The sequence below is a fragment of the Devosia salina genome (assembly GCF_019504385.1).
GTDB lineage: Bacteria > Pseudomonadota > Alphaproteobacteria > Rhizobiales > Devosiaceae > Devosia > Devosia salina.
Genome location: NZ_CP080590.1, coordinates 2,653,867 through 2,679,725, shown reverse-complemented (window position 1 = coordinate 2,679,725; position 25,859 = coordinate 2,653,867). Strand labels below are relative to the sequence as shown.

General features: G+C 62.9%; 26 protein-coding genes. 13 read left to right on the top strand and 13 right to left on the bottom strand.

The genetic code is table 11. From position 1 onward, the window contains the following. Positions 1–27: 27 nt before the first annotated feature. The 6 genes from K1X15_RS12980 (at position 28) to K1X15_RS12955 (ending at position 5,755) form a co-directional block, all read left to right on the top strand. Positions 28–783, top strand: coding sequence for an NADH dehydrogenase ubiquinone Fe-S protein 4 (locus tag K1X15_RS12980; RefSeq protein WP_220304045.1), 756 nt, complete (start codon positions 28–30; stop codon positions 781–783). Positions 784–791: 8 nt separating this feature from the next. Next, positions 792–1,103, top strand: a complete 312-nt coding sequence (rpoZ, locus tag K1X15_RS12975) for a DNA-directed RNA polymerase subunit omega (protein ID WP_220304044.1) — start codon at positions 792–794, stop codon at positions 1,101–1,103. A 32-nt stretch (positions 1,104–1,135) separates the two neighbouring features. Continuing rightward, positions 1,136–1,501: an SPW repeat protein gene (locus K1X15_RS12970; protein ID WP_220304043.1), complete on the top strand. Its 366-nt coding sequence runs from the start codon at positions 1,136–1,138 to the stop codon at positions 1,499–1,501. A 109-nt stretch (positions 1,502–1,610) separates the two neighbouring features. Next, positions 1,611–2,963 (top strand): DegQ family serine endoprotease, encoded by a 1,353-nt coding sequence (locus K1X15_RS12965; RefSeq protein WP_220304042.1) that lies wholly within the window; start codon positions 1,611–1,613, stop codon positions 2,961–2,963. A 15-nt stretch (positions 2,964–2,978) separates the two neighbouring features. After that, the gene (ftsH, locus tag K1X15_RS12960) at positions 2,979–4,799 is read left to right on the top strand and encodes an ATP-dependent zinc metalloprotease FtsH (protein ID WP_220304041.1); all 1,821 of its coding nucleotides are present in this window, start codon (positions 2,979–2,981) and stop codon (positions 4,797–4,799) included. Positions 4,800–5,122: 323 nt separating this feature from the next. Further along, positions 5,123–5,755, top strand: coding sequence for a tyrosine-type recombinase/integrase (locus K1X15_RS12955; protein ID WP_220304040.1), 633 nt, complete (start codon positions 5,123–5,125; stop codon positions 5,753–5,755). Between the two features lie 336 nt (positions 5,756–6,091). Here K1X15_RS12955 and K1X15_RS12950 read toward each other — a convergent pair whose 3' ends face one another. Genes K1X15_RS12950 through K1X15_RS12935 form a run of 4 tightly spaced genes read right to left on the bottom strand, consistent with a single transcriptional unit; the run spans position 6,092 to position 10,770 of the window. Beyond that, a complete protein-coding gene (locus K1X15_RS12950; RefSeq protein ID WP_220304039.1) occupies positions 6,092–7,627 on the bottom strand; it encodes a putative N-acetylmannosamine-6-phosphate 2-epimerase in 1,536 nt (511 codons plus the stop codon). Continuing rightward, positions 7,624–8,622: a Gfo/Idh/MocA family protein gene (locus K1X15_RS12945; protein WP_220304038.1), complete on the bottom strand. Its 999-nt coding sequence runs from the start codon at positions 8,620–8,622 to the stop codon at positions 7,624–7,626. Before K1X15_RS12945 ends, K1X15_RS12950 begins: the two co-directional genes overlap by 4 nt. After that, positions 8,619–9,563, bottom strand: coding sequence for a Gfo/Idh/MocA family protein (locus K1X15_RS12940; protein WP_220304037.1), 945 nt, complete (start codon positions 9,561–9,563; stop codon positions 8,619–8,621). Before K1X15_RS12940 ends, K1X15_RS12945 begins: the two co-directional genes overlap by 4 nt. A 49-nt stretch (positions 9,564–9,612) precedes the next feature. Beyond that, a complete protein-coding gene (locus K1X15_RS12935) occupies positions 9,613–10,770 on the bottom strand; it encodes an N-acetylneuraminate epimerase (RefSeq protein WP_220304036.1) in 1,158 nt (385 codons plus the stop codon). 184 nt (positions 10,771–10,954) lie between these two features. Between K1X15_RS12935 and K1X15_RS12930 the strand changes: the two genes are divergently transcribed. From K1X15_RS12930 to K1X15_RS12900, 7 genes are all read left to right on the top strand, one after another. Then, positions 10,955–11,677: a FadR/GntR family transcriptional regulator gene (locus tag K1X15_RS12930; RefSeq protein WP_104894132.1), complete on the top strand. Its 723-nt coding sequence runs from the start codon at positions 10,955–10,957 to the stop codon at positions 11,675–11,677. 14 nt (positions 11,678–11,691) lie between these two features. Continuing rightward, a complete protein-coding gene (locus tag K1X15_RS12925; RefSeq protein WP_220304035.1) occupies positions 11,692–13,278 on the top strand; it encodes an ABC transporter substrate-binding protein in 1,587 nt (528 codons plus the stop codon). Between the two features lie 79 nt (positions 13,279–13,357). Next, positions 13,358–14,317, top strand: a complete 960-nt coding sequence (locus K1X15_RS12920; RefSeq protein WP_220304034.1) for an ABC transporter permease — start codon at positions 13,358–13,360, stop codon at positions 14,315–14,317. Between the two features lies 1 nt (position 14,318). Then, a complete protein-coding gene (locus tag K1X15_RS12915; protein WP_220304033.1) occupies positions 14,319–15,206 on the top strand; it encodes an ABC transporter permease in 888 nt (295 codons plus the stop codon). Positions 15,207–15,226: 20 nt separating this feature from the next. Beyond that, the gene (locus tag K1X15_RS12910) at positions 15,227–16,144 is read left to right on the top strand and encodes a dihydrodipicolinate synthase family protein (RefSeq protein ID WP_220304032.1); all 918 of its coding nucleotides are present in this window, start codon (positions 15,227–15,229) and stop codon (positions 16,142–16,144) included. A 5-nt stretch (positions 16,145–16,149) separates the two neighbouring features. Then, on the top strand, positions 16,150–17,160 hold the full coding sequence (locus K1X15_RS12905) for an ABC transporter ATP-binding protein (RefSeq protein ID WP_220304031.1): 1,011 nt from the start codon (positions 16,150–16,152) through the stop codon (positions 17,158–17,160). A 2-nt stretch (positions 17,161–17,162) separates the two neighbouring features. After that, complete coding sequence (locus K1X15_RS12900) at positions 17,163–18,143, top strand: ABC transporter ATP-binding protein (RefSeq protein ID WP_220304030.1); 981 nt, start codon at positions 17,163–17,165, stop codon at positions 18,141–18,143. A 187-nt stretch (positions 18,144–18,330) separates the two neighbouring features. Here K1X15_RS12900 and K1X15_RS12895 read toward each other — a convergent pair whose 3' ends face one another. The 9 genes from K1X15_RS12895 to K1X15_RS12855 form a co-directional block, all read right to left on the bottom strand. After that, positions 18,331–19,224, bottom strand: coding sequence for a TolB family protein (locus K1X15_RS12895; RefSeq protein WP_220304029.1), 894 nt, complete (start codon positions 19,222–19,224; stop codon positions 18,331–18,333). Positions 19,225–19,261: 37 nt separating this feature from the next. Beyond that, positions 19,262–19,822 carry a cupin domain-containing protein gene (locus tag K1X15_RS12890; protein WP_220304028.1) on the bottom strand — a complete coding sequence of 187 codons (561 nt, stop codon included), beginning with the start codon at positions 19,820–19,822 and terminating at the stop codon, positions 19,262–19,264. A 17-nt stretch (positions 19,823–19,839) separates the two neighbouring features. Next, entirely contained in the window at positions 19,840–20,295 is a 456-nt protein-coding gene (locus tag K1X15_RS12885) for a heme-degrading domain-containing protein (protein WP_220304027.1), read from the bottom strand. 1 nt (position 20,296) lies between these two features. Next, entirely contained in the window at positions 20,297–21,055 is a 759-nt protein-coding gene (locus tag K1X15_RS12880) for a sugar phosphate isomerase/epimerase family protein (RefSeq protein ID WP_220304026.1), read from the bottom strand. Positions 21,056–21,105: 50 nt separating this feature from the next. Further along, positions 21,106–21,585 carry a VOC family protein gene (locus K1X15_RS12875; protein ID WP_220304025.1) on the bottom strand — a complete coding sequence of 160 codons (480 nt, stop codon included), beginning with the start codon at positions 21,583–21,585 and terminating at the stop codon, positions 21,106–21,108. Positions 21,586–21,672: 87 nt separating this feature from the next. After that, the gene (locus tag K1X15_RS12870; protein WP_220304024.1) at positions 21,673–22,911 is read right to left on the bottom strand and encodes an ABC transporter substrate-binding protein; all 1,239 of its coding nucleotides are present in this window, start codon (positions 22,909–22,911) and stop codon (positions 21,673–21,675) included. Positions 22,912–22,937: 26 nt separating this feature from the next. After that, entirely contained in the window at positions 22,938–24,032 is a 1,095-nt protein-coding gene (locus tag K1X15_RS12865) for an ABC transporter ATP-binding protein (RefSeq protein WP_220304023.1), read from the bottom strand. Positions 24,033–24,036: 4 nt separating this feature from the next. Continuing rightward, positions 24,037–24,972, bottom strand: coding sequence for a carbohydrate ABC transporter permease (locus tag K1X15_RS12860; RefSeq protein ID WP_220304022.1), 936 nt, complete (start codon positions 24,970–24,972; stop codon positions 24,037–24,039). Further along, on the bottom strand, positions 24,972–25,853 hold the full coding sequence (locus K1X15_RS12855) for a carbohydrate ABC transporter permease (RefSeq protein WP_220304021.1): 882 nt from the start codon (positions 25,851–25,853) through the stop codon (positions 24,972–24,974). The genes K1X15_RS12860 and K1X15_RS12855 overlap by 1 nt, the downstream gene beginning before the upstream one ends. Positions 25,854–25,859 lie beyond the last annotated feature (6 nt).

The window sequence follows — 25,859 nt, the reverse complement described above, 5'->3', positions numbered from 1 at the left end:
TTCTTCAAACCGAGGAAGGCGAAGAAGATGGAGAAGATTGACAGATTCAGTTCGACAGACACGCATTTGCCCCTGGGCATGCCGTCCAACGACAATACGCTCGCCCCGGCGCCTGCAAGACAGCCGACCTTTCCGGCCGATGCCGTGGCCCGCATCTACAAGCCGTCCCGATCGGCGACAACGTCAGCAAAGGGTCGCAGCCAGGGCTGGCGCCTGGTCTTCGAGCGGCGCAGCACACCCGTTATTGAACCTCTCATGGGCTACACCGGCGGTGGCGACACCCTGACCCAGGTGGCGCTGAGCTTCCCGACCCTGGAGGCAGCCTTGCGCTATGCCGAACGGCAGGGTCTGACCTATGTTGTCCAGCATTCGGCGGACTCACAGCAGGCCGACAAGACCGCCGGCGCAAACGAAACCGCCAGGGGCGCGCGTGCACGCAAGGTCTTTTCCGACGCCACGCTCGACCGACTCGGCCTTTCGGCCATACAGGGGAGCTACGGTCAGGCCCTCGATGGTGCTGCCGGCCGCAACGATCCCTCCGGCCCGAAGAATTGGTCGACGCCGATGGGTGTGGTGCGCGATCCGGGCCTCACGCTGGAGGCAAAGCGCTCGATCCTGATGAACTGGGCCTGGACCGAATATCTCATGGACCAGGCGACCACCGAAGGCATGCCGGAGAGTCGCTGGCCGTCGCGCCTGGGAGAGGTCGAGGCAGCGCTGCTGGCGCTTGAACGTGACGTGGCGGCCGGGCAGGACGCTTTGGCCGACCGCAAGGCGGCGTGAGGTGCCCCATGGACCCACTCGTCGTCTTCGATTGCCAGAAGATCGTGCCCGACCGGTTTGCGCTGACGCTGGCTGCGGTGGCGCGGAGCCGGGCACTCAACCGGGGCGCCCAACCCCGTCTCGAGCGGCCGGGGGAGAGCACCAGCGGATGCGCCCTGAATGAGATCGCAGCGGGTGCCTTCGCGCCGGAAGAACTGGCGCCCTTCCTCTCTCGCGGCCAGCGGTCTCTTGCCCTGACCGCGCCATCACCCCTTCGCGAGGACGATGCCGGCGGCCTTGCCCTCGCTTCGCCGTCTCCTACCAGTGAGACCCTTCATTGATGTTGCAAACCCGACAGAAAGGAGAATGAGAAATGCTGAAATCCTTGTCTTCCAATAACCGGACGGTCCTCAACATCGTTTCTATCGTGGCCGGTTTAGGCCTGCTGTTCTCTCCCTGGTATCTGGGCTATGCCGACCAGGCCAATGCTGCCTGGAACGCGTGGATCAACGGCGCGGGCGTGAGCCTCATCGCCGCGGCGGCTCTGCTGGCATTCCACGAGGCCGAGGAATGGGCCAATCTCGTTTTGGCCGCTTGGGCTGTCGTGGCGCCCTGGATCCTTGGCTTTGCCGCCGCAACCGCGGCGACCACCGTCCATGTCGTGGCCGGCCTGGTGGTGGCTGCGCTGGCCGGGCTCAGCCTCTGGTTCACCCATAACCGGCCGTTGTCCACGGCCTGACGCCCCGATGGGCCCGGCCCTTGCCGGGCCCGCTTTGGCTGTCCTCCGTCCGATCGGGGCGGAAACAGGATCAATTTCAGTCGAACGGAGCACGTGAATGTGTCGGCCCATGAGAAAGTTCCGCGCCCTGGCCTGGGCCTGCCTTGCCGCCATGGCGCTCATCATCGTCCTTCCCGCCAACGCCCGGGGCCAGCCCGTTCAGGGCATAGCCGGCGCACAACTGCCGACGCTGGCGCCGCTGCTCGAACAGGTGACGCCCGCCGTGGTCAATATCGCGGTGGTTTCCGAGGCGCCCGCCGCCACCAATCCGCTCTACAATGATCCCTTCTTCCGGCGCTTCTTCGCCCTGCCCCAGGCGCCGCAGGCCCGCCCCCGCATGAGCGCCGGCTCCGGCGTCATAATCGACGCCGACAAAGGCCACATCCTTACCAACCATCACGTGGTGGCGGATGCGCGCGAGATCATCGTCACTCTCAAGGACGGCCAGCGTCTCGGGGCCGAGCTAGTCGGCTCCGACCAGGCGACCGACATAGCCCTGCTTCGCGTCGAGGCCGAAAATCTGGTGGCCATCGAGATTGGCGATTCCGACCGGCTCAAGGTCGGCGACTATGTCTTGGCCATCGGCAATCCATTCGGCCTGGGTCAGACCGTCACCTCCGGAATCATCAGCGCCTTGGGCCGAACCGGCATTAATCCGGAAGGCTACGAGGATTTTATCCAGACAGACGCCTCGATCAATCCCGGCAACTCCGGCGGGGCCCTCGTCACCCTGGATGGCCGTCTAGCCGGGGTCAATACGGCCATCCTCAGCCCCGCCGGCGGTAATGTCGGTATCGGCTTTGCCGTGCCCAGCAACATGGCGGTCGCCGTCATGACCCAATTAGCCGAGCATGGCGAGGTGCGCCGCGGCCGTATCGGGGTCGGCATTCAGGACCTTACCCCCGACCTGGCCGAAGCTTTCAATTTAGGCGGGTTGCGCGGCGCCGTGATTGCCAATGTCGAGCCCGGCTCTCCGGCCGAGCAGGCCGACTTGCAGGTCGGCGACGTCGTGATTGCTGTCGACGACCGTCCCGTGCTCAGCTCGACCGACTTGCGCAACCGGATCGGCCTGACTCCGGTGGGCGAGAAGGTGACGCTTCGGCTGCTGCGCGACAACGAGACGCGCGAAATCACCGTCACCATCGCGGCCGAGAACACCGCCTCGACCTCCTTAGCCGGCACCCCGTTCGACGGCGCCGTGCTGCGGCCCGCGGGGGGCAATGCCGGCGTGCTTGTCGAAAGCGTAGCATCCGGCAGCCCTGCCGCTCGCGCAGGCCTGCAGGCCGATGATGTCATCGTCGCCGTCAACCGCACGCGGGTCGCTTCGCCTGAAGATCTGCGGCAGTTGACCGGAGACGGCCGGCGCACGCTGGCACTGGAGGTCATCCGGGGTGGCAGCGCCTTGCTGCTTGTGCTCCGATAACCCCCGGGAGCGGCCATGGACATGAAGAACAAGACGCAGTTCAATATCTGGTACTGGGTGGCGGCCTTATTCGGGCTGATACTGTTCCAGTATGCTTTCACCATGGCCACCCAAATCGCCGAGATCCCCTATAGCCAGTTCGAGACTTATCTCGAAGAAGGCCGGATCGCGCAGGTGGCGGTGTCCGACCGTTTCATCCAGGGCGTATTCACAACGCCCGTGGATGGTCGGCCAATGTTCATCACCACGCGAGTCGCGCCGGACCTCGCTCGCGAACTAGCGGGGCATGGCGTCGTCGTCACCGGTCAGATCGAGAGCACTTTTCTGCGCGATCTGTTGTCCTGGATCATCCCCCTGGCGCTGCTGGTGGGCCTCTGGCTCTTCATCCTCAAGCGCATGGGACCGGGCATGGGCGGCGGGCTGATGCAGATCGGCAAGTCCAAGGCCAAGGTATATGTCGAAAGTGACACCGGCGTCACCTTCGCGGACGTCGCGGGGGTGGACGAAGCCAAGGACGAGCTCAAGGAGATCGTCGATTTCCTCAAGAATCCGCAGAGCTATGGCCGGCTCGGCGGCCGCATGCCCAAGGGCATCTTGCTGGTCGGCCCTCCAGGCACCGGCAAGACCCTCCTGGCCAAGGCCGTGGCTGGCGAGTCCGGCGTCGCCTTCTTCTCCATCTCGGGCTCCGAATTCGTCGAGATGTTCGTGGGCGTCGGTGCAGCGCGGGTGCGGGACCTTTTCGATCAGGCACATTCGAAGGCTCCCGCGATTATCTTCATAGACGAGATCGATGCGCTCGGTCGGGCACGGGGGATCGGCCCAATGACCGGCGGGCATGACGAGAAAGAGCAGACGCTTAACCAGCTCTTGGTCGAGCTGGACGGCTTCGACTCCTCCACCGGCCTGGTGCTGTTGGCCGCCACGAACCGGCCCGAAATCCTTGATCCTGCGCTGTTGCGGGCCGGGCGCTTCGACCGACAGGTGCTGGTCGACCGGCCCGACAAGGACGGTCGCATCCAGATCCTCAACGTGCATCTGAAGAAGGCCAAGCTCGCCGCCGACGTAGAGCCGGACAAGATCGCCGCGCTTACCCCCGGCTTCACCGGTGCCGACCTTGCCAACCTGGTCAACGAGGCCACCTTGCTCGCCACGCGCCGCAATGCCGACGCGGTCGAAATGGACGACTTTAATAATGCGGTTGAGCGCATCGTCGCCGGCCTCGAAAAGCGCAATCGCCTGCTGAACCCGCGGGAGCGCGAGATCGTCGCCTATCACGAGATGGGCCATGCCTTGGTGGCCATGGCGCTGCCCGGCGTCGATCCGGTCCACAAGGTCTCGATCATTCCGCGCGGCATCGGCGCGCTTGGCTATACCATTCATCGGCCGACCGAGGACAGGTTTCTGATGACGCGCGAGGAACTGGAAAACAAGATGGTCGTTCTTCTCGGCGGGCGCGCCGCCGAATGGATCGTTTTCGAGCATCTTTCCACCGGTGCGGCGGACGACCTTGCCAAGGTGACCGATATCGCCCGCGCCATCGTCACCCGATATGGCATGACCGCCAAGCTCGGGCATGTGGTCCTCGAGAAGAACGAGCGCTCCTTACTCGCTACCTGGCAGCCCTACCAAGGTGCCCAAGAGCGAGCATATTCCGATCAAACTGCTGCCAATGTCGATGAGGAGGTGCGCCGCATAGTGGACGAGACCTTTGAGCGGACCGTGGAGCTATTAAAAGAGCGCCGGGACGCCCTTGAGCGCACCGCCCGCAGGTTGCTGGTGAAGGAGACGCTGGATGAGCAGGAAATAAGGGCAATGTTGGATAGGCGGGAAGCCTAGGCAGGCGGCTAGTTAAGAAGTTGGCCAGGACAGGTACTACTTCGCGCCTGGGCCTCAATCTTCTCCGCTGGCAAACTAAGCGCCGAGTTGTCGTTGGCTAAGCTCCAGCCCTAGAAATCTCGGCTCCTAGGCCGCAAACCCCGAGTCCGCTTGTCTGAGCGCGCCGCTGAAAGCCGCCAGTCCGCAGACGGCCCCGCTGGAGGCGCTACCGAGGAGAATTGTGCGGCAGGGGGTAGTTCTCCCGAGACTGCACGGCGCCGGCTGACGAACTGTTCGCCTTAATCGTTCTCCGATTGGCCGATGTTGGCCACAGGAGAATGAAAATGGGTATCTCACAATATGACCCCGCCGCCAGAGGTCGGCCGGCGTGGAACGCCGGTCGGCAAGTCGGCGCCAAGCGAGCGCTCAAGGTCCGCCAGATCTGGGCAATCCGGTTCTTTCTGGATCGGGAGGGTCGCATGCGCGACCGAGCGCTGTTCGACCTGGCTATCGATAGCAAGCTGCGCGGCTGCGATCTGGTCAAACTCAAGATCGGTACGCTGGTCACTGGTCATGACATTCGCGCCCGGGCGATGGTTATCCAGCAGAAGACCGGTCGACCGGTGCAGTTCGAGATCACAACAGACGCCAGGACAAGTTTGCTGGCGTGGCTCGAAAGGCGAGGAGGCTCGGTAGAGGACTTCGCGTTTCCCAGCCGAGCGGATCCGAACGATCATCTGAGCACCAGGCAATATGCCCGGTTGGTAGACGAGTGGGTGACTGCCATCGGTCTGCGCAAGGAGGAGTATGGCACGCATTCGCTTCGACGTACCAAAGCTTCGCTCATCTACAAGGCGACCGGCAATCTCCGGGCCGTGCAGATCCTTCTTGGCCATACCAAGATCGAGAATACGGTCCGATATATGGGCGTCGATGTTGAAGACGCACTGGAACTGGCAGAACACACCGAAGTCTGACGATCAGCGGCCCCACCTCAGGTGAGGCCGCGCAGGAGAACACCGCCGGTCCACGATCCTCAGTTCGAACTCGGCAACCGGACGGTCAGAAAGTCCATGATCGCGTTTCTTCCGATGAGCACATTCGGACCATCCCCGATGCGCCCCATTTCGGTCATCCGAAATGTCAATTTGGCTTCTTGACATCGGTCGGTCCGGTACGGGCGCGGACTTCGAGACAGGGGGCTTTCCGCCCTATCTGAACCAAGACGGCTTGGTAACCGCCTGTGTCATTTCTCAGGCACCAGCACATGGGATTGGAATGCCCAAGACGAAATCAGAGTAGTTGCTGCCAAATCACATGACGTCGGATTGCTGAGCGAGGTGCCCAATGCCAATGAGACCAGCATCGGCACCAAGGGCAGCGAAGACCACATGCGGGCGCAGCGCGGTGTCAAACAATTCAAGCGATCGGTTCAGAGCAGCCTGAAATGCGGGTGCCAGGCCAACGCCGCCGCCGACCACCACAGCCTGGGGATCGACCAGCCTCTGCAGGTCGACCAGGCCAGTGGCGATCCGCGCCGCCGCTCGGTCAAGAATTTTGCCCGCCATGGTATTGCCGGCCTTCGCGGCGTCGAAGAGTAGGCGCGTGTCCGCAGGCAGGCCCGCCTCGCCTGCTGTGGCTGCCATGGCAAAACCCGAGGCAAGATCCTCAAGTCGGAGATCGCCCTTGCTCCCCTGAACCTGGCCGAGGCTTCCGGCAAGGCCACGAGCGCCCTCGACCAGTCTGCCGCCCAGTACAAGGCCTCCCCCGATCCCCGATGAGACGGTGACAAAGGCCATGTCCCTCTGTTGCCCTGCGCCGAACTGGTACTCGCCCCAGGCAGCCGCCTGGGCGTCATTGCGCGCCACGATCGGACAATTCAGTCTTCGAGCCAGTTCACCAGACAGCGAAGTGTCTGGAGGAATGGCCAGGGTGCCGGGGTTAAGGGCATTCCAGAGGCCATCCCGAACGAGTCCGGTGGCGGCAACGCCAGCGACGTGGTACTCGCCGCGCCAGTCTGCGGCCATGTCTGCGATAGCGTCAAACCAACCGGCACTTCCAACGTCAGGCGGCGTAGGCACAAGGCGGCGATCAATGACGGTCTCGCCGCGAACAAGGGCTGCGAGCGTTTTGGTGCCGCCGATATCGAAGGCGAGTACAGTCTCGCCACGACGACGGTCGGCATCAGCGACCGCTTTGGCGAACCAGCCCGTGACGTGTTCGGTGCGGGTAATGGCCGAACCGGCGCAAACGGCATCTGCTCCAGCCAAAATGGCCGCAGCCGCCAAGGAGGGTGAGTTATATCGCCCCTCCGCGACAACAAATCCGCCCAGCGCCTTGCTGGCCGTGACGAATGCCAGATCGGGACCGTCTGGAGTGCTTCCACCCGTATAGCCGGACATGGTCGTGCCCACGATATCGAAGCCCATGGCGAAGGCGGCGTAGGCTTCCTCGATGGTGGAGAGATCGGCCATGGCCAAGCGTCCATAGCCACGGATTGCGGCCAGCAATTCTGCAACGGCAACAGGGCGCTCCCGCAAGGTCGCATCGACTGCGATAACATGCGCGCCGGCTGCGGCCAGTGCGGCCACGTCCTCAATATAGGGCGTGATGCGCACCGGGCTGGTGGACAGGTCGCGCTTGACGATGCCGATGATCGGCAGGTCGCAGGCTTTCGCCACTGCCGCGACATTGTCGGCCCCTTCAATGCGCAGGGCCCTGGCGCCTCCATCCCGGGCGGCCAGTGCGAAACCCACAATGGCCGGAATGGAGTCGAGCGGACCATTGTCCACCGGCTGGCAGGAGACGATAAGCCCGCCGCGCAGAGTATCAAGAAGTGAGGTGGTCATTGGGATGCCGTCTCCACGAGAATTTCCTTGCGGTCGCGGCTCGATTGGCGCGCCGCTGCAATGATGGCAACCAGATGCCTGCCATAGCGGGCGTCGATCGGTGGTGGCTTGCCCTCGGTGATCGCACCAAGGAAGGCCTGCCATTGGCGGCGGACTGCCGCCACCATCGGGTCCTCATCAAGAGGGCAGGGCAGGTCCTGCCAGACTCCGTTCTGTCCAATCTGCAGGCGTCCGTTGAGGTCTAGTACCAGGGTGCCATGCTCGCCGACAATCTGCAGGGCGGCGGTCACGGCGCCATCGGCATAGCCAAGGCTGGTCACCTGGCCCAGCCGTCCGTCGGCGAAGCGCAGATTGAGAAAGGCGATGTCGTCGGCGTCTTGGCTATGGAAGGCAGTGCCCATGAGCGCGCCGACACTTTCGACCGGGCCGCCCATCAGATGGAGTAGACGATCCAGCGCGTGGATGCCGGCGGTCATCAGCATGCCGCCCCCGGAACTCGCGGACAGGTGCCAGGGTTGACGATTACCCTCCATCCAGAGCTTGATGAAGGCGCTGGTGCCGGCGATCGGGCGACCGATGCGCCCGGAGGCAATGACTTCGCCAGCGGACTGCATGGGGGCAAAATAGCGTGGCACATGCCCGATCATCAGCACTCCTGCCGCCATGGCGGCCGCCTCGGCGATGGCGTCGCAATCCTCAATGGTGATCGCCATGGGTTTTTCAAGCAGCACATGCTTGCCGGCCGCGAGACAGGCAATGGCAATGTCCCGGTGCAGGTCGTGCGGCGTGGCGATGACCACGGCATCGACCGAAGGATCATCGAGCAGGGCACGCCAGTCGGTATAGGCTCGGCCACCGTGCTCGGCGGTGAACCGCCCGATACCGACCGCATCATTGCGGCATGCCGCCACGAGGCGCGCATTGCCCAGCCCTGCCATCGCACGTGCGTGAACAGCCCCGAAATGCCCCGCTCCGATAATGCCGACGCCGATCACGATGCGACCCTTTCATAGATGGCGTCGATCAGCCTCATGGCCGCAACATAGTTGTCGAGCGTGACCAATGGCGGCCTTCCGCTTTCGAGTCGCGCCAAAGTGTCAGCCAAGAAGGCCCGATAGCGGTGAGCCGGCAGAAGCGGCGGCAGCTGTCCCCCTCCGTCGGCCTGTAGAGTGGTCACCTGCGCGCCCCGGTCGATGCAGTAACGTCCCGGCGTCGCGGTGCGCCACTCGAAGTCGCCACCGGCGCTCAGATTGGGGGCGGTATAGCCCGCCTCGATGGTGAAGAGCGCGTCCGCCGCGTCGGCAAGGACGACCAGGGCGTGGTCCTCGACCAGTTCGCTCGCATGCATGCGGCGCGCGACACTGGCGGATATGATCTGGAGCGGCCCCTGCCCAAGGCTCAGGGCGCAATCGATCCCGTGAATGCCCAGATTGCGCAGGGCCCCCCCGCCACCAATGGCCGGATCGAGGACCCAGCCGACGCCGTCATCGCGATAGCGCTGCGGCGGCCCGTTGACGATGCGGAAATGCGCATGCGCCACCGGTCCCGTCAGGTCGGCCAGCGCCGGGCTCAGCCGGTTGGCGAGGGGTACGGCCACGAAGAGGTGGGCCTGCCTCGCCTGTTCGGCAATATGCTCGAGCGTGGCCGTATCGCTGGCGGCCGGCTTTTCCAGAAGCATCGGCAAACCCGCCGATATCACCGTTTCGGCAAGGCTCGGTACATGCGCGGGATGCCCCATGACGACGACCAGGTCCGGCCTCGGCACGAGGGCCGCCTCGAGAGAGCGTACAACAATTGTGTCCTGCGCCGCCGCAAACCGCGCTGCGCAGTCGGGGTCCCAGTCCCACACCGCGCCGATTGTGGCGCCGGCATGCCGGACTGCGTCTGCATGCATGCCAGAGTGCCAGTGGCTGACGCCGAGGAGGGCGATGTTCATGGTGCAACCTCGTCAAGTGCGGGGCGGCGGTTCTCGCCGCCCCCGGGTTTCAGTCAGCGAAGGACAGCGTCGCGCCGTCCCATTGCATCAGGCGGACATCGGGCCGGGCGGCGCCGGTGCCGTCCTCACCCCCGACGAGCAGGACGCCATCCTCAAGGGTGAAGCTCGCGCCGTAGCCCATGCCCTCGGGCAGGACGCCGATTTCGGCCCACTGGCCGCCCGACAGGGCATAGACTTCGTTACGCCAGGTCTTGGTCAGGCCCTCGTGGGCAAACCAGGCTCCCGCTTCGCTTCTTTCACGAGCGCCGGGAAAGTTTGCGCCTCCAGCCAGCAGAACGGTGTCGCCGATCCGTCCGGCATAGGCGCCGGCAACGCCTTCCTGCGTCCCGGCATTGGCCGGCGCGGGAAGCCTGGGGCCTTCTGACCAGTGCGCGGTGCCGCCGGCGAGCGAGATCGTCTTGACCACATCGGTGCGCAGGCCGGGCTTGATCTCGCCATTGAGCAGCAGGAAGCGGTCGCTCCCCAGATCGACATAGGCCGCGTCGCAATTGGGCGGGAACGGGTTCTCGCCAAGGTCCGCCCAGGTGTTGTTGGCCGGGTCGTAGGACAGCAGCAGGTCGTTCCATTGGTAGAATTCGGGCGGCTGGTTCATGTAGCCCTGCACCAGGGCGGCATACTTGTCGGGCTCGGCCTTGGCGTCGGTGGTCGACACGTCGAGCAGGTATTGGTCGAAGAGGGGCTTGTTATAACCGCCGGCAAACAGGAGCCGGCCATCAGAACTGGCCATGGCCCGGGCGCCGGAGAGGCCCACAGGCGTTTTTGTATCGAGCTGGCTCCAGCTGTCGGCCGCCAGGTCATAGACATAGGCAGTGTCGTGAATGACAGGGGAGACCGCATCGGGCGTCGCCTTGCCGTTGCCGCCAAAGACATAGAGCTTGCCCTCGCTGGCGACCGAAGCCGCGCCGTTGGTTGGGGCGCCGACGAAGTCGGCCCGTTCCCTCCAGCCGGCAGCAAGGTCATCGAGGTCGAGCGCGTAGATCGACTGTCCGGCCGTCCCCAGGCCGACCAGGATCGTCTTGCCGATGCGGGCTGAAATCCCGTTCTTGATGCCCGTGGGCAGGTCGGGCCAATCCTGGGCCATGGCGTGTGTGCCTCCTAGAAACAGGCTCAATGCCAGGGCGCTGGCGAGCAAGCGTGTCGTTGTCATTTGCATTTCCTCCCTCCGTGACTCCCCGTCACGGGAGCCGCAGATAACAATGGGATATCCTACAAGTCAATATCACACATTTAAGCTTGCAGGATATCCTACAAGTAGGTTATAGGATGTGTCGCAAGGGAGGCCGATCGGTGCTAATGCTCCAGCATTCACCCGTCAGCCAGGAGATCCAGCAATGAACGCAACCCGATCGATAAAGCCGCTGAACAGGCCGCCTTTGCTGCACGTCACGGTGCAGGAGAGCCTGCGCGACTATATCGAGAGCAATGGCCTCAAGGCCGGCGATCCGCTGCCCCCCGAGACTTTTCTGGCCCAGCAACTGGGCGTGGGCCGCAATTCGGTGCGCGAGGCCATCAAGGCGCTCGAGTCCCTGGGAATCCTCGAGACGCGCCGCGGCGTCGGAGTCTTCGTCAAGGAATTCTCGTTCCAGCCGCTGCTCGACAATCTCGCCTATGGTCTGGGAGACAGCCTGCGCGATATCGAGGAACTGCGCGAGATCAGGCGGGTGCTCGAAACCGGGCTTATCGGCAAGACCATCGCGCAGATTTCCGAGGCCGACATTGCCGAACTCCGCGCCGTCACCGAGCGCATGCGCCAGCGTGCCGAGCGCAATGAGAGCTTTGTCGAGGAAGACCAGCAATTCCACGAACTGCTGTTCCGCTGCCAGAACAACCGCATGCTCAACGGGCTGATCGAGGTATTCTGGCGCGCTTTCTACAAGGCGTCCGACTTCGCCAACCTGACCAATGCCGATCCGCTGTCCACCTGGCGCGATCACCACGAAATCGTCGAGGCGATTGTCGCCCGCGATGTCGAGAAGGCCCGCACGCGCCTCGATGAACATTACGAGGGCATTAAGCAGGTCATCGACAGGAACAAGCAGACATTTACGACCTAACGGGGAGGAACCCAATGACACTGAAGACCATGACACGCTCGCTCGCCTTGGCGGCCCTGCTCGGCGCTACCGCGCTGACCCTGCCGGCCATGGCACAGGACCCCAGCACCATAACCGGAGGCTTCGACGTCGGCCCGGGCGGCTTCCAGGGCAATTTCAACCCGCTGGCGGCCACCAGTGGCCTGACCTGGCTCAGTGTTTATTACGAACCTCTGGTCATCTATAACGCCGAGCTGACCCAGCTCGAGGGGGCCCTCGCCAGCGAATGGTCCATGAGTGAAGACCAGCGCGAAATCACCTTCACCCTCGTCGAGGAGACCTGGCATGACGGAGAGGCCTTCACCTCCGCCGACGTCAAGTTCACGCTCGAGCTGGCCAAGAATGCTGCCGCCGGCAGCGTTTTTGCGGCCCGTCTTGGCTCCATAACCTCTGTTGAGGCGCCCGATGACCGCACAGTCGTGGTCAAGCTGAGCAACCCCGATACTGGCCTGCTCTCCACTCTCGCGCAGGTGATGATCCTGCCTGAGCACGCGCTCAAGGACATCGCGCCCGAAGAATTGGCCACCAGCACCTGGTGGGCGACCACGCCAATCGGCACCGGCCCCTACAAGTTCACCCAGTATGTCACGGACCAGTATGTCGAACTGGCCGCCGACGAGGACTATCGCAACGGCCGCCCGCTGACCGACCGCCTCATCAACCGCTATTTCGACAACTCGGCCGCCGCCGTTGCAGCCCTGCGCGCCGGCGAGATCGACTTCACCTATGTGGAGCCCGATGATGCCGCGACCTTGGCCGACAATGCGGATTACCGGGTGATCGAAGGCGCCTCGTTTGTCGTCAACTATGTCGGCTTCAACCACATGTTTGGTCTCTGGGATGATGTGAGGGTACGCAAAGCCTTCATGCACGCCATCGACCGCCAGGCGATCATCGAGAGCCTTTATGGCGGGGCCGCCGAGGCCGCCAATTGCGGCTACGTCGCCGACCAGCTCGTGCCCGCCGACATCGATCAGTACGAATACGACCCCGAAAAGGCGCGTGCCTTGCTGGCCGAGGCCGGTTGGTCCGAGATCAATGGCGACAAGCCGATCACTTGGCTGACCTATTACAACACGCCTCTGGCCGCTAACGTCATGGCCGCTACCCAGGCCATGCTATCCCAGGTGGGCATCAATGTTGTGCCGCGTGTGGTCGATACCCCGACCTATAACGGCATCGTCTACAAGGAAGGCACGCCGGACTGGAACGAGTTTCCGCTGGTCTATGCCGGCCTGCAGAACGGTCCCAATCCTGCCGGCATCAATGTGGGCCTCAACGAGTCCCAGCTGCCGCCGAATGGCGCCAATATCATGCGGGTGCAGATCCGCATGCTGAGCGCTGCCTTTGACGCAGCCCTGGGCGAGACCGATCCGGTCGCGGCCGAAGCCCGCTGGCAGGATGTGTGTCGCGTGATGAATGCCGAGCTGCCCTGGGCGACCATGTGGGTCGCCAACCGCTACGGCGTCGCCTCCAACGATCTGGTGGACTTCGTCTGGACCCCGGCCCCGGCCGGTGGCCCCTTCGCTTCCCACCCGGAAAAGTGGTCCAAGTCCGAATAGAGCAGGGCAGTCTCCCAACCTGCTTCCCCGATGGCGCGGTTCGCCGCGCCATCGGTTCCGACGACAATGCGGTGCCCCCATGATCTCTTTCATAGCCAGACGGCTTGCTATTGGTGCTCTGATGGTGCTGGCGCTCAGTGTGCTGGTCTTCATCCTCCTGCGCCTGGCGCCCGGTGATCCCATCGATGCCTATGTCAATCCGGCTTCGCCCCTGTCGCCCGATGCGATGCAGGCCCTGCGCGATCGGCTCGGCCTCGATGCACCCCTGCCGGTCCAGTATTTCGGCTGGCTGCGCGCTGCCGTGACAGGCGACCTCGGTTTTTCTATCCAGCGGGTGGGCGTGCCTGTTCTTCCCCTCGTCATGGAGCGCATCGGACCCACCCTGCTGCTGATGGCTGCGGGCCTCGCCATTGCCATTGTCGTGGGCATCAGTGCCGGCATCATCAGTGCCGTGCGCCGCAATTCACCCACCGATATCGGTTTTTCGGTCCTAGCCTTTGTCGGCATTTCTAGCCCAGCTTTCCTTACCGCGCTGCTCGGCCTCTATTTCTTCTCCGTGCAGCTGCGCTGGGCGCCCTCGGGCGGCATGTTGACCCCCGGCGCCGGCTTTTCGCTCGGCGATCTGCTGGCGCATCTGGTGCTGCCGGCCTGCCTGCTCTCCATCGGCCATGCCGCTCTGATCATGCGCTACATGCGAGCCTCGCTGCTCGAAGTGCTCAACCAGGACTATGTCCGCACCGCTCGCGCCAAGGGCGTCCGAGAGTTCTTCGTCATCGTCAAACATGCGGTGCGCAATGCGCTGCTGCCTGTCATCACGCTGATCGGCTCGACCATCGGCATTGCCGTGGGTGGCGCCATCTTCATTGAGAGCGTCTTCAACTGGCCAGGCATGGGCCTGTTGCTGGTCAATGCCGTGGAGACCCGCGATTACCCCGTGATCATGGGCGCGACGCTGGTCATCGGTGCCACGGTGATCGTGGTCAATCTCCTCACCGACATCACTTACGCTGCGGTCGACCCGCGCATTCAGGTGGCCTGAAATGACTGCCGAAACACCCGCAACCGTCCGTTCCGTCAGCAAGGGCCCCTGGGTCCGCGCCTGGGGCCGCTTCAGCAGCAATGGCGCCGCCCTGGCCGGGCTTGCCATTCTGGTGCCGATCCTGGTCCTGGTGATCAGCTATCCCATGTGGTGGGCCTATTCGCCCAATGACATCGATCTGCGGGCCCTCAACCAGGCACCCGGGCCGGTTCATTGGCTGGGCACCGACGGGGTCGGCCGCGATATCCTGGCTCGCCTCATGCAGGGTGGACGCATTTCGCTCACCGTCGCCGTGGTGTCAGTGGCCATATCGATAGTCATCGGGTTCCTCGTGGGTGCCATTGCCAGCTTCGGCGGCAAGGTGGTCGACAATGGCGTGATGCGTCTCGTCGACCTCGCCATGACACTGCCGCCGGTGATTTTTCTGCTCGTGCTGGCCTCGATAGCGGGCACCGGCGTCGCTCCCACCATCGTGGTCATCTCGCTCCTCTCCTGGCCGGTGCTGTCCCGCATGGTTCGGGCGCGGCTCCTTGAATTGCGCGAGCGTGATTTCCTGGTGGCGGCCCGCGGCATGGGCGCATCCCTGCCGCACCTGCTGTTCCGGCACGGCCTGCCCAACAGCATCGATATTCTCGTCGTCTACGCGACGCTGCAGATCGCCAACGCCATCCTGCTCGAAGCAGGCCTGTCCTTCCTCGGGCTTGGCATAGCCCCGCCCGAAGCGAGCTGGGGCAACATGCTCAATGCCGCCCGTTCGACCGTCGTGCTCGAGCAATATGTCTGGCAGTGGATGTTCCCCGGTGGGGCGCTGGTGCTGACTGTATTGGCCATCAATTTCCTGGGTGACGGGCTGCGCGATGCCTTTGACCCACGATCCGACCTCAACTGATTGAACCTTCAAGGTATAAAATGACCGTCCTTTCCGGTGTCGTTCCCCCCGTTGTCACCCCCCTGACCGAGAATTTCGAGGTCGACTATCCCTCGCTGACCCGCGTGATCGAGAACCTTCTTGATGGCGGGGTGCATGGCCTGTTCGTGCTCGGTTCAAGCGGGGAAGTGGTCTTTCATGACGATGCCAGCCGTGCCCGCATCATCGAACACACGATGAAGGTTGCCGGCGGGCGGGTCCCCGTCCTGGCCGGCACCATCGACCCGGCCACCGAGCGGACGATTGCCAATGCCCGTGTGGCCCAGTCGGCCGGCGTGGATGCCGTGGTCGTCACCGCGCCGTTCTACGCCCGCACCAGCCAGGCCGAAGTGGGTGACCATTTCCGCTACGTGCGGGACGCGCTCGATGTTCCGGTGATCGCCTATGACATTCCGGTCTGCGTCAACATCAAGATCGAGCGCAAGACCACTGTCACGCTGGCCCGCGAGGGCGTTATTGCCGGCCTCAAGGATTCGAGCGGCGACGATGGCAATTTCCGCTTCTGCCTGCTCGATCTGGCCGACAAGCCCGATTTCTTCCTGATGACCGGCTCCGAGATCGTCGTCGACAACGCCCTGCAGATGGGGGCGCATGGCGTGGTGCCGGGTCTCGCCAATGTCGATCCACATGGTTATGTGCGCCTCTGGAACCATGCCAAGGCCGGCAATTGGGAGGCCGCCCGCAAGGAGCAGGAGCGCCTCTGCCGCCTGTTCGAAATGGTCTGGGTGTCGCTGCCGCGCACCAGCCCTGGCGCTGCGGGTGTAGGGTCCTTCAAGACGGCTATGCAGCAACTGGGGATCATCGAGACCAACCTGATGGCTCGGCCGCAGCGTCGCATCGAGGGCGCGGAAGTTGCGCGCATCGGCGAACTGGTTCGCGCCGCCGGCCTCGGGGCCTGATCGCGATGACCGCCGCGCCCGTCCTCGATATCCGCAACATGCAGACGGTGTTCCGCATCGGCGGGCGCGACATCGCGGCCGTCACGGACCTGACGCTGACCGTCGCGCCCGGCGAGACAGTGGCGCTGGTTGGTGAATCGGGCTCGGGCAAGTCGGTCACCAGCCTTTCCATCCTCGGCTTGTTGCCAAAAAAGGTGGGGCGCCTGGCCCAGGGCAGCGTCGCCTTCCGCGGCAAGTCGGGCGAAACGCGCGACCTGGCCAAACTCGATGCCGAAGCGTTGCGTCGGGTCCGGGGCAATGACATCGCCATGGTGTTCCAGGAGCCCATGACCAGCCTCAACCCGGTCTATACCGTGGGCGAACAGATCGCCGAGCCGATCCGGATCCATCTGGGCCGGTCGCACCGGGAGGCTGCTGCCGATGCCGTGAGCCTCCTGGCCGATGTCGGCATTCCCGATCCGGAGCGGCGGGCGCGCCAATATCCGCATGAGCTTTCGGGCGGCATGCGCCAGCGCGCCACCATTGCCATGGCCCTGGCCTGCAATCCCTCGCTGCTGATTGCCGACGAGCCGACCACTGCGCTCGACGTCACCATCCAGGCGCAGATTCTCGATCTCCTGGCCCGCCTGCAGCGCGAGCGCGGCATGGCCATGCTTTTCGTGACCCACAATCTGGGCGTCGTCGCCGAGATCGCCGATCGGGTCGCGGTGATGTATGCGGGCCGCATCGTGGAGACGGGCAGGGTGGCTGATGTCTTCGCTCATCCCCGCCACCCCTATACCAAGGGCCTGCTGCGCTCGGTCCCGAGATTGGGGGAGGCCAGCGCCCTCAAGGCTGCCGGAACGCCTCTGCCCACCATCGCCGGTGCGGTGCCGAGCCTTTCCAACTTGCCGACGGGCTGTTCCTTCGCACCCCGCTGCCCCTATGCCATTCCCGCGTGCAGTGCCGCCGTGCCGCCTCTAGCCGAAACCGGCGACGGGCAGCTCAGCCGCTGCATCCGCTGGCAGGAGATCTGATCATGTTTGAACAGCCACTGCTCGCCGTTTCCGGACTCACCAAGCATTTCAAGCCATCGACGTTTTCGCGAGGACCGGTGGTCCGCGCCATCGAAGATGTGTCCTTCGAGGTACCGCGCGGCAAGGTCGTCGGTCTCGTCGGAGAATCGGGCAGCGGCAAGACCACGATCGGACGGTCCGTCCTGCGCCTCGTGGAGCCCACATCAGGCACGGTGCGCTTCGACGGCGTCGACATGACGGCGCTTCCGCCAAGCGAGCTGCGCCGCCAGCGCGCCCGCATGCAGTATATTTTCCAGGATCCCTTCGCCAGCCTCTCACCCCGCATGACCATCGGGCAGATACTGATGGAAGGGCTTGAGATCCAGGGCCTGCGTCCGCGGGAAGCTCGCGTCGCGCGTGCCAAGGCGGCGCTGGCTGCGGTTGAACTGCCCGCCGACGCCTTCGATCGCTATGCGCACGAATTTTCTGGTGGCCAGCGTCAGCGCATCGGCATCGCCCGGGCCCTGGCGCTCGAACCCGAGCTGATCGTCGCTGACGAGCCGGTATCGGCGCTCGACGTCTCTATCCAGGCCCAGATCATCAACCTGCTGCGCGACCTGCAGCAGCGGCTGGGTTTGACGATGCTATTCATCTCGCATGACCTGGCCGTTGTGGAATACATCTGTGACACGGTCATCGTGCTCTATCTGGGGCGAGTTATGGAGATGGCGCCGGCGGCGGAGCTCTACGCTAACCCGCGCCACCCCTACACCCGTGCGTTACTATCGGCGATTCCCGAACCGGCGCCTGGCCGGGCCAAACAGCGCCAGGTGCTCGTTGGCGATATTCCCAGCCCCGCCAATCCGCCTTCCGGCTGCGTTTTTCGCACCCGCTGCCCTCATGCGGCGGCCGCCTGCGCCAACACGGTGCCACCGCTTGACAACGTGGCGCAGGCCCATCGGGTCGCCTGCATCCGTAAGGAGGAACTCGCGGGGGTGGCCTGATCTGGGCGATCTTGAGCGGTAGCAATGCGCCCCATTCCGGTCATTGGGGCTACTGCCGCAATTGCCTGAAAGCTGCCGGTCTCTTCGACGCCCCGACCTTCGCTATTGGGCGATTTGATCCTGTCAGCCTTTCGACGCCTCTACCGAACCTACTTGGACAAGAATGAAGCTCGGTCTAAGGCCATAGTCAGCCTAGAGGATAGGCGACAAAGGCAATTCTTCGACTGTCCGGTGACCAGGAATTGACATTGATCGTGCCCTGGCCGCCGAAAAAGCGTGCCAAGATGCGGTAGTCGCCACCCGTCGGCGCCATCAGGCGCAGTTGGACATCCTTGTCCGGTGGGTGTCCGATCGTGCCTTCCGGATAGCTCAGATAGACCAGGCTTTGCCCGTCCGGAGACAAATGTGGGAACCAGTTGACGCGACTGTCAAACGTCAGCTGCTCGACCCCGCTACCATCCTCGGCCTTCATCCGAAAAATCTGGGCATGCCCTGCCTGGGAGGCTGCCAGTTCGGAATTGAAATAGAGCCAGGCGCTATCGGGGGAATATTCCGGGCCGTCATTGGGCACGTTCACATGTGTGAGCCGCGTGTCCGGGCCGCCCGCGGCGGGAAGGGTGAAGATATTGACCATGCGCTCGCCCGCCGGACTTTCCACCGCGACATAGGACAGGGTCTGTCCGTCCGGTGAGATGCCGTGCAGGTAATAGTGATGTGGGGTGGCATGCTGGTTCGAGACCCGGCGCGGCGTGCCACCCGCAAGCGGCACCGCGTAGAGATGCCCATCATCCGAACTGACATAGGCGGTCGACCCATCCGGCGACAGGACATGGTCATTGTTGAGGTCGGACAGATGGCCAGTGTCGATCATTTCCGGCGTGCCACCAGTCGCTGCGATACGGAACAGCTTGCCCCCGGCATTGAACACCAAAGACGTACCGTCCGGCGTCCAATTGGGCGCCTCGATGACCTCATCGGCGGTGAAAATCACCTGCTGATTGCCGTCGAGATCGATGATGGTCAGTTCGGCAGACTGACCTTGCCCGAGGCTGCGGCCGCGGCGGGGAAATGTGAAACTCATATTGTGTCCTGAAGTATGCGCGGAGCTTTGAACCGGACTAGACCGGGTCCAGCCCGTCACGGAAATCGTTGAGGTCGGCGTCGACCGATGACGGCGCGTCGATCCATTCCTGCAGCACTTTGCCAAAGACAGGGTCCTTGGCGGGGATCGGCAGCATCATGATCCGCTTTGCTGCAGCGCGGCGGGTGTCTTCGGTGATGTGGTTTTCCTGAATATTGTCCCAGTCGCGCCCCTCTGGATAGCCACCGACGACCATGACATCATCGGAGTGCCCGACCATGGCGTGGGAAACACCAGCAGGCATGAGAACCACGTCACCGGCCGAAAATTTCAGGCGCTCGCCGCCCTTCCCAAACAGATCAAGCACCATCCAGCCGGTGGCGACGCCCAGACATTCATGCGTGGTCGAGTGAAAATGCGGATAGTCGTAAATGCCGGGATAGCGCCAATTATTGAGCCAGCCATTGGCGCGGAAGCGCTCGCGGACAGCATCTTCCCCGCCGCCCTCCACACCATTGCGATAGACCAGCAGCGGAAACCGGCTATTGGGCAGCATGCCATTGGGCTTGCTCCAATAGAGTTCAGTTGCGTTGGCCATTTTCTCCTCCGGGGTTATCACATGACGCTTCTTAGGGCGGCGACTGCCAGCTTGTGATCGTCGACATCGGGCAAGCCGCTAACGGCCACAGTTCCGACCACACCGGCACCGCGCACAATGATGGGAACGCCACCGCCACTGGCCGCGTAATCGGCTTCCTGCAACCGAAAGCGTTTGGAAAAATCCCAAGCATGGTGCTCGCATTCGAGCCGCATGGCCAGCGAACTGCGATGGAAGCGCAGCGCCACGGCGCGCTTGCGACGCGTCCAATCGGGATTGTCCGGGGTCGCCCCCGGCATGACCGCCAGAAAGACCGGCGCTGCGCCATGGGCCACCTCAATCGCGATTGGCAGATCGCGCGCCGCCGCCTCGCCGCGAATGAAGGCGCCAATCTGCCAGGCGATGGCATAGTCAAACGAGGGCAGTTGTACCTCATCCAGTTCCGCCGCCAGCGTTTCGAGGCTCGGTGTCATCTCACAGACCCAGTGAATTGAGATGCTCGATGGAGCGGCGGGCAAAGGCCTGCCAGTCGCTGGGATTGTCGTGCTCGGTGACAATGTGGTCGGCCTTGGTCTGTCTGAAGAGCGGCACCAGGCTCGCCCAGTCAATGATGCCGTCGCCGGTCGCCGTCCAGCCGTCATCCGCCTTGGTGCCGATGGGGGCCGTGTCCTTGGTCTGGATCACCACGATCCGGTCGGCGAAGCGCTGGAGTTCGGCTGCGGGATCGGCGCCCGCGCGCACAATCCAGCCGCAGTCGATCTCGAACTTCACGCCCGGCCCACCCGCATCAAAAATGTGGTCGATCGGCCGCGAGCCGTCGGACAGCCGCAAAAACTCAAAGTCGTGATTGTGCCAGGCGACCTGAAGGCCATGCTTGGCAGCGATCTCTGCACCACGCGCCAGCTTTTCGCCCAGGCCGCGCCAATACGCAACGGTGGGTTCGCGCTCTTCCAGCGTCACATAGGGCGGGATGAGATAGGTGGCGCCCAGGGTCTGGGCGATCTCAATAAAGCGCTGTGGTTCGGAAACGAGACCGGCCAACGGCATGTGAAAACCATAACAGGCCAGTCCCGCATCATCGAGTTGGCGCCGGAACAGGGCGGGATCAGCCTCATAGGCGGGCAGCCACGGCTCGATAGCGTCATAGCCCATGGCCTTCAGGATGGGCAGTTGGTCTGCGAGCGGCGGGAAATTGCGCGAGGAATAAAGCTGGTAGGCCTTGAGGTAAGTCATGGTCATCACATCCGGATCGGGGGCGCCGCTATCGGCGGCGCCGGGAGTATTCAGGGCTGGGCTTCTTTGTCTTTGTCGAACTCGAGCAGTTCGATCATGACGCCCAGATCCTTGACGGTGTCATAGTAGGCATATCGCCCATGGCTGCCGTCGAATTCGCCGCGTTGCAGCAGCTTGTGCCCCTTGGATTCGAGATAGGCATCGCGCTTGGTCAGATTCCTTGTGCGGAAGGCAATATGGTGGCAGCCGGGGCCTTTTTCTTCCAACAGATCGCGCCAGGCGCTTTTCTCCGGGCCGGGCTGAAGGAATTCGACGTCGATATTGCCGAACTGGAACATCATGATCCGGCAGCCGACATCGGCGGGCTGGCCATTATAGATGGCCTTGGCCTCTTCGGGTTCGGCGGCCTTGCCCTCTTTGGGCATGGGTTTACCGGTGAGGTCGGAGAACCACTGGGCCGATTTGACCACGTCGTGGGTGACGAAGCAGATCTGCATCACTTCGTCTTCATCAAGCAGGCGCTTGTCCATTGTCTTGTCCATGGGTTGGCGTGTGCCGGGCGGCCCGGAGCCAAAGGCTCCGGGTCGCCAGACGTCGCTGGGAGGCGTTGGGAGGGATTAGCCCAGGATGATGTCGTAGTTTTCCTGGATCTGGGCGATGGCATCATCCACGCTCATGGACGGGTCGCTCCAGAAGTTGAACACCACATCCCAGATCGAATTCTGCCAGTCCGCATCCACAGTGGAGTGTGGATTGGGGACCTGATGGTCAGCGTCTTCGAGGATATGGAGGACTTCGGTGGAGCAGGCATCCAGAACTTCGGCCGGAGCGTCGAGGCGCGTGGGAGTGGACCCCTTGGCGGCAGAGAAGTCAGCCTGGATCTGCGGATCGGCAACCACGGCGGCAAAGTCGAGTTCGGCAGCATCGACATCAGCAGGCTGGCCGCCCAGAATGCCCCAGCTATCGACGGTCACCGGAACGGCCTTGGCGCCGGGGATCTGCACGCAACCGAAATCGGTGCCCGCAACCTTGCCAGCGGCGGTCCATTCACCCTTCATCCAGTCGCCATGGATCTGCATCAGGGCCTTGCCGGTGATCACCATATTGGTGGTCACGTTCCACTCGCGATTGACCGAGCCTTCATCGGCTTCCTGCTGGAAGCGACGCAGCGTTTCGAGCAGTGTGCGCATATCGGCGCTGTCGATGACAGACGGGTCCGGCTCAGCCCCATAGAGACCATTGTAGAATTCCGGGCCGCCGGTCGCGGCCGCCAGGGCATGGGTCAGATAGCCAACCTGCCACTGCTGGCCACCGATGGCGATCGGGATATAGCCAGCATCCCGGATCTTCTGGAAGTCGGCAAACATGGCATCGAGCGAATTCCAGGATGCCGGATCAACACCGGCAGCCTTGGCCACGTCCATATTGTAATAGGCCATGCCGTCGATATGGATGGCTGTCGGGATCTTCATGATCTCGCCGTCCACCGTGATGGAGCTGACCACGGAGGTCGGGTAGTGCTCAAGAATGCCCTGCTCGGTGAAGAATTCGGTGAGCGGGCGGCCCAGACCAAGACCGATCAGATCGCGATAGACGCCGGGGCTCGATTCCAGGAACACATTGGGCGGGGTGCCGCCTGTGACCAGATTCATCAGGTTCACATTGGAGCCGGTATCGTGCGGAATGGCGATATCGGTCCAGGTGTGACCCTTGGCTTCGAGACCGGCCTTGAGGACGTTGAGCGCAGCCACTTCCGGCCCGGACGACCAGTTGTGGTAGATGATGAGGTCCGTGGCGCTGGCCGCGGAGCTGAGCATGAGAGCGGCAGTGACGCCACCCAGGATTGACTTCAACATCTTGGTTTCCTCCCTTGTGATGTTGGCTAAATCCGTTGCCCGGATTGGGCATCGAAAAGGTTGACCTTGTCGGTCTGGAACTGCACCGGCACCGTGCTGCCGACCTTGAGACCTGCGGCGAGATCAGGCGCGACGCGCAGCGCCAGCATTTCGCCTTCAAAGGACAGGTAGAGGGTCGCGTCCGAGCCTGTGCGCTCGGCCGATTGCACGGGCAGCGAAAACGCTTCGCCTGCTCCAGTCGGCTCGCCAACGGTGAAATGCTCGGGACGCATCCCCACCACGACCTGCTGATTGTTCTGCGGCTTGGCCATGAATGGATAGGACGAGACGTCGAGACGCGCTCCCGAGCCGAAAATTGCTTCGACCTTGCCACTCTCTACCGAGATCGTGGCATTGCGCATGTTCATCGCCGGAGCGCCTATGAAGCCGGCGACGAACAGGTTTGCCGGATGTTCATAGACCTCGTCGGGTGTACCGAATTGCTGGATGACGCCGCCATCCATCACCGCGATCTTGGTGGCCATGGTCATGGCCTCGATCTGGTCATGGGTCACATAGACGACGGTCGAGTTCAGCTCGTCATGCAGCTTCTTGATCTCCAGCCGCATTTCGGTCCGCAGCTTGGCATCGAGATTGCTCAAGGGTTCGTCGAACAGGAAAACGTCGACTTTCTTGATGATGGCCCGGCCGATGGCGACACGCTGGCGCTGTCCACCCGAAAGCTGGGCTGGCTTGCGGTCGAGCAGCGGCTCGATCTGCAGCATTTTTGCCACCCAGGCGATGCGCCGCTCGATTTCATCACCGGGCAGCTTGCTGGCCGCCAGACCGAATTTGAGGTTCCCGCGCACCGTTTTGGTCGGATAGAGCGCGTAGGACTGGAACACCATGGCCAGCCCGCGATCCTTGGGATCGAGCTCTGTCACATCACGCTCGCCGATCATGATCCGGCCATCGCTGACCTCAAGCAGACCCGCCAGCAGGTTGAGCAAAGTGGTCTTGCCGCAACCGGAGGGGCCCAGCAGCACAAGGAAATCCCCGTCTTCGACGGCAAGGTTCAGATCGTCCAGCACGGTGACCGCGCCATAACGCTTGACGATATGTTCGAAACTCACGGCTGGCATGGCACTAACCCTTGATGGCGCCGGCGGTCACGCCCTGGACGAAGAGCTTGCCGACGAGGAAATAGACGACGAGGGGTGGAATGGCCGTGAGCAGCGCCGCAGCCATGTTGTGGGCATAGTTGGTCGTGCCCGTGGAGATGGTTATGAGATTGGCGAGATTGACCGTCATGGGCTGGCCGCTCAGGCCGCCAAAGGTCACGCCGATCAGGTAATCATTCCAGATAGAGGTGATCTGCAGGATCAGCACGACGATCAGTATATTGCCGCTCATGGGCACGATGATCTCGAAGAAGATGCGCCAGAACGAGCCCGAGTCCATCATCGCCGCCGACATGATCTCGGTCGGGATATCCTTGTAATAATTGCGGAAGATCAACGTCAGCACGGGCATGGCGAGCACGGCATGGATAACTGCAACGGCCCAGAGCGTGCCGTAGATTTTGGTGGTAGTGGTCATCACGATCAGCGGATACATGATGATCTGAAAGGGCACGAAGGCGCAGATAAAGAGGAGGAACAGGAAGGCACCGGCCCAGCGCACATTCCACAGGGCCAAGGCAAAGCCGGTCACCATGGCCAGGGAAATGGACAGTATCAACGAGGGGAACAGAATGAAGACCGAGTTCCAGAACCCAACCTTGAGCCCCTCGCATTTGATCCCCGAACAAGCCTGGTTCCAAGCGTGATCCCAGGCCTCAAGGGTCCAGATCGTGGGCAAGCTGAAGATCGCGCCCTCGCGGATCTGATCCATCGTTTTGAACGAGGTCACCACGACCACATAGAGCGGCACGCAGAAGAACAGCGCGCAGATGGAGAGAAACACCAGAATGGCGATGGTGCGCGGCGTGATCCCCTTCTTCTTGCGCACAAAATAAGGGGCACGGGTCTGGGACATGGCGCCGGAGGCGGCTGCCCGTTCGGAGACGGAAAACTGGCTCATTATACGGCCTCCCGCTTGCGTTGCTGCCAGGCAGTGAGCGCCACCAGCGGAATGAAGATCACAAAGGTGATGGCGAGCATCATGACCGCGGCGGCCGAGGCATATCCAAGGTTGGACTTGGCCGAGAGTGCGTTGATGGTGAAATAGGCGGGCACCCAAGTGCTCTGGCCGGGTCCGCCATTGGTCATGGCGACCACGACGTCATAGGCCTTGATCACGCCGAGCGAGAGCAGGATGGCGCAGGTGATGAAGGTGAATTTCATCATTGGAATGATGATTTCGAGGTAAACCCGCCACATCGGCACGCCATCGAGCTTAGCGGCGCTCCAGATTTCCGAGTTGATGCCTTTGAGGCCTGCCAGCATCAGCGCCATGTAGAAGCCTGCGCTTTGCCAGACCGAAGCAAGAATGATGGCGTACATGGCGGTGTCGCCTTGGGCGAGCCAATTGAAATCCACATCCCAACCTAGACCGCGCAGGAAGCTCTGCGCACCCAGTGTCGGGTTCAAAATCCAGCGCCATGCGGCGCCCGTGACGATCAAAGACACAGCGAGCGGATAGAGAAATACGGTGCGGAAGAGACTTTCGCCGCGCTTTTCCTTGTCGATCAGTGCCGCGAGAACAAAGCCGAAGACAATGGCAAGTGCGCTGCCCAGACCGAGAACGATGAGGTTCCGCAGCGAAATTTCCCACCCGGCATCGCGGAACAGACGGTCGTATTGGCGGCCCCATTCAGACCAGTCGATTTCATATTCGGGCAATCGACGGCTGCGCGTGAGCGAGAGATAGGCGGTCCAGCCAATGGACCCGACAAAGGCGACAGCGGTGACCACCAAGGCCGGCGTCAGGGCGAGTTGGGGCGCAATGCGGCTCCAGCGCATGTAGAT

Coding starts and splice junctions, on each gene's coding strand:
- K1X15_RS12925 (WP_220304035.1), top strand. CDS start 11,692: ATGACACTGAAGACCATGACACGCTCGCTCGCCTTGGCGGCCCTGCTC.
- K1X15_RS12965 (WP_220304042.1), top strand. CDS start 1,611: ATGAGAAAGTTCCGCGCCCTGGCCTGGGCCTGCCTTGCCGCCATGGCG.
- ftsH (WP_220304041.1), top strand. CDS start 2,979: ATGGACATGAAGAACAAGACGCAGTTCAATATCTGGTACTGGGTGGCG.
- K1X15_RS12915 (WP_220304033.1), top strand. CDS start 14,319: ATGACTGCCGAAACACCCGCAACCGTCCGTTCCGTCAGCAAGGGCCCC.
- K1X15_RS12940 (WP_220304037.1), bottom strand. CDS start 9,563: ATGAACATCGCCCTCCTCGGCGTCAGCCACTGGCACTCTGGCATGCAT.
- K1X15_RS12895 (WP_220304029.1), bottom strand. CDS start 19,224: ATGAGTTTCACATTTCCCCGCCGCGGCCGCAGCCTCGGGCAAGGTCAG.
- K1X15_RS12900 (WP_220304030.1), top strand. CDS start 17,163: ATGTTTGAACAGCCACTGCTCGCCGTTTCCGGACTCACCAAGCATTTC.
- K1X15_RS12860 (WP_220304022.1), bottom strand. CDS start 24,972: ATGAGCCAGTTTTCCGTCTCCGAACGGGCAGCCGCCTCCGGCGCCATG.
- K1X15_RS12890 (WP_220304028.1), bottom strand. CDS start 19,822: ATGGCCAACGCAACTGAACTCTATTGGAGCAAGCCCAATGGCATGCTG.
- K1X15_RS12870 (WP_220304024.1), bottom strand. CDS start 22,911: ATGTTGAAGTCAATCCTGGGTGGCGTCACTGCCGCTCTCATGCTCAGC.
- K1X15_RS12885 (WP_220304027.1), bottom strand. CDS start 20,295: ATGACACCGAGCCTCGAAACGCTGGCGGCGGAACTGGATGAGGTACAA.
- K1X15_RS12955 (WP_220304040.1), top strand. CDS start 5,123: ATGGGTATCTCACAATATGACCCCGCCGCCAGAGGTCGGCCGGCGTGG.
- K1X15_RS12930 (WP_104894132.1), top strand. CDS start 10,955: ATGAACGCAACCCGATCGATAAAGCCGCTGAACAGGCCGCCTTTGCTG.
- K1X15_RS12920 (WP_220304034.1), top strand. CDS start 13,358: ATGATCTCTTTCATAGCCAGACGGCTTGCTATTGGTGCTCTGATGGTG.
- rpoZ (WP_220304044.1), top strand. CDS start 792: ATGGACCCACTCGTCGTCTTCGATTGCCAGAAGATCGTGCCCGACCGG.
- K1X15_RS12880 (WP_220304026.1), bottom strand. CDS start 21,055: ATGACTTACCTCAAGGCCTACCAGCTTTATTCCTCGCGCAATTTCCCG.
- K1X15_RS12950 (WP_220304039.1), bottom strand. CDS start 7,627: ATGACCACCTCACTTCTTGATACTCTGCGCGGCGGGCTTATCGTCTCC.
- K1X15_RS12980 (WP_220304045.1), top strand. CDS start 28: ATGGAGAAGATTGACAGATTCAGTTCGACAGACACGCATTTGCCCCTG.
- K1X15_RS12905 (WP_220304031.1), top strand. CDS start 16,150: ATGACCGCCGCGCCCGTCCTCGATATCCGCAACATGCAGACGGTGTTC.
- K1X15_RS12855 (WP_220304021.1), bottom strand. CDS start 25,853: ATGCGCTGGAGCCGCATTGCGCCCCAACTCGCCCTGACGCCGGCCTTG.
- K1X15_RS12910 (WP_220304032.1), top strand. CDS start 15,227: ATGACCGTCCTTTCCGGTGTCGTTCCCCCCGTTGTCACCCCCCTGACC.
- K1X15_RS12970 (WP_220304043.1), top strand. CDS start 1,136: ATGCTGAAATCCTTGTCTTCCAATAACCGGACGGTCCTCAACATCGTT.
- K1X15_RS12875 (WP_220304025.1), bottom strand. CDS start 21,585: ATGGACAAGCGCCTGCTTGATGAAGACGAAGTGATGCAGATCTGCTTC.
- K1X15_RS12865 (WP_220304023.1), bottom strand. CDS start 24,032: ATGCCAGCCGTGAGTTTCGAACATATCGTCAAGCGTTATGGCGCGGTC.
- K1X15_RS12935 (WP_220304036.1), bottom strand. CDS start 10,770: ATGACAACGACACGCTTGCTCGCCAGCGCCCTGGCATTGAGCCTGTTT.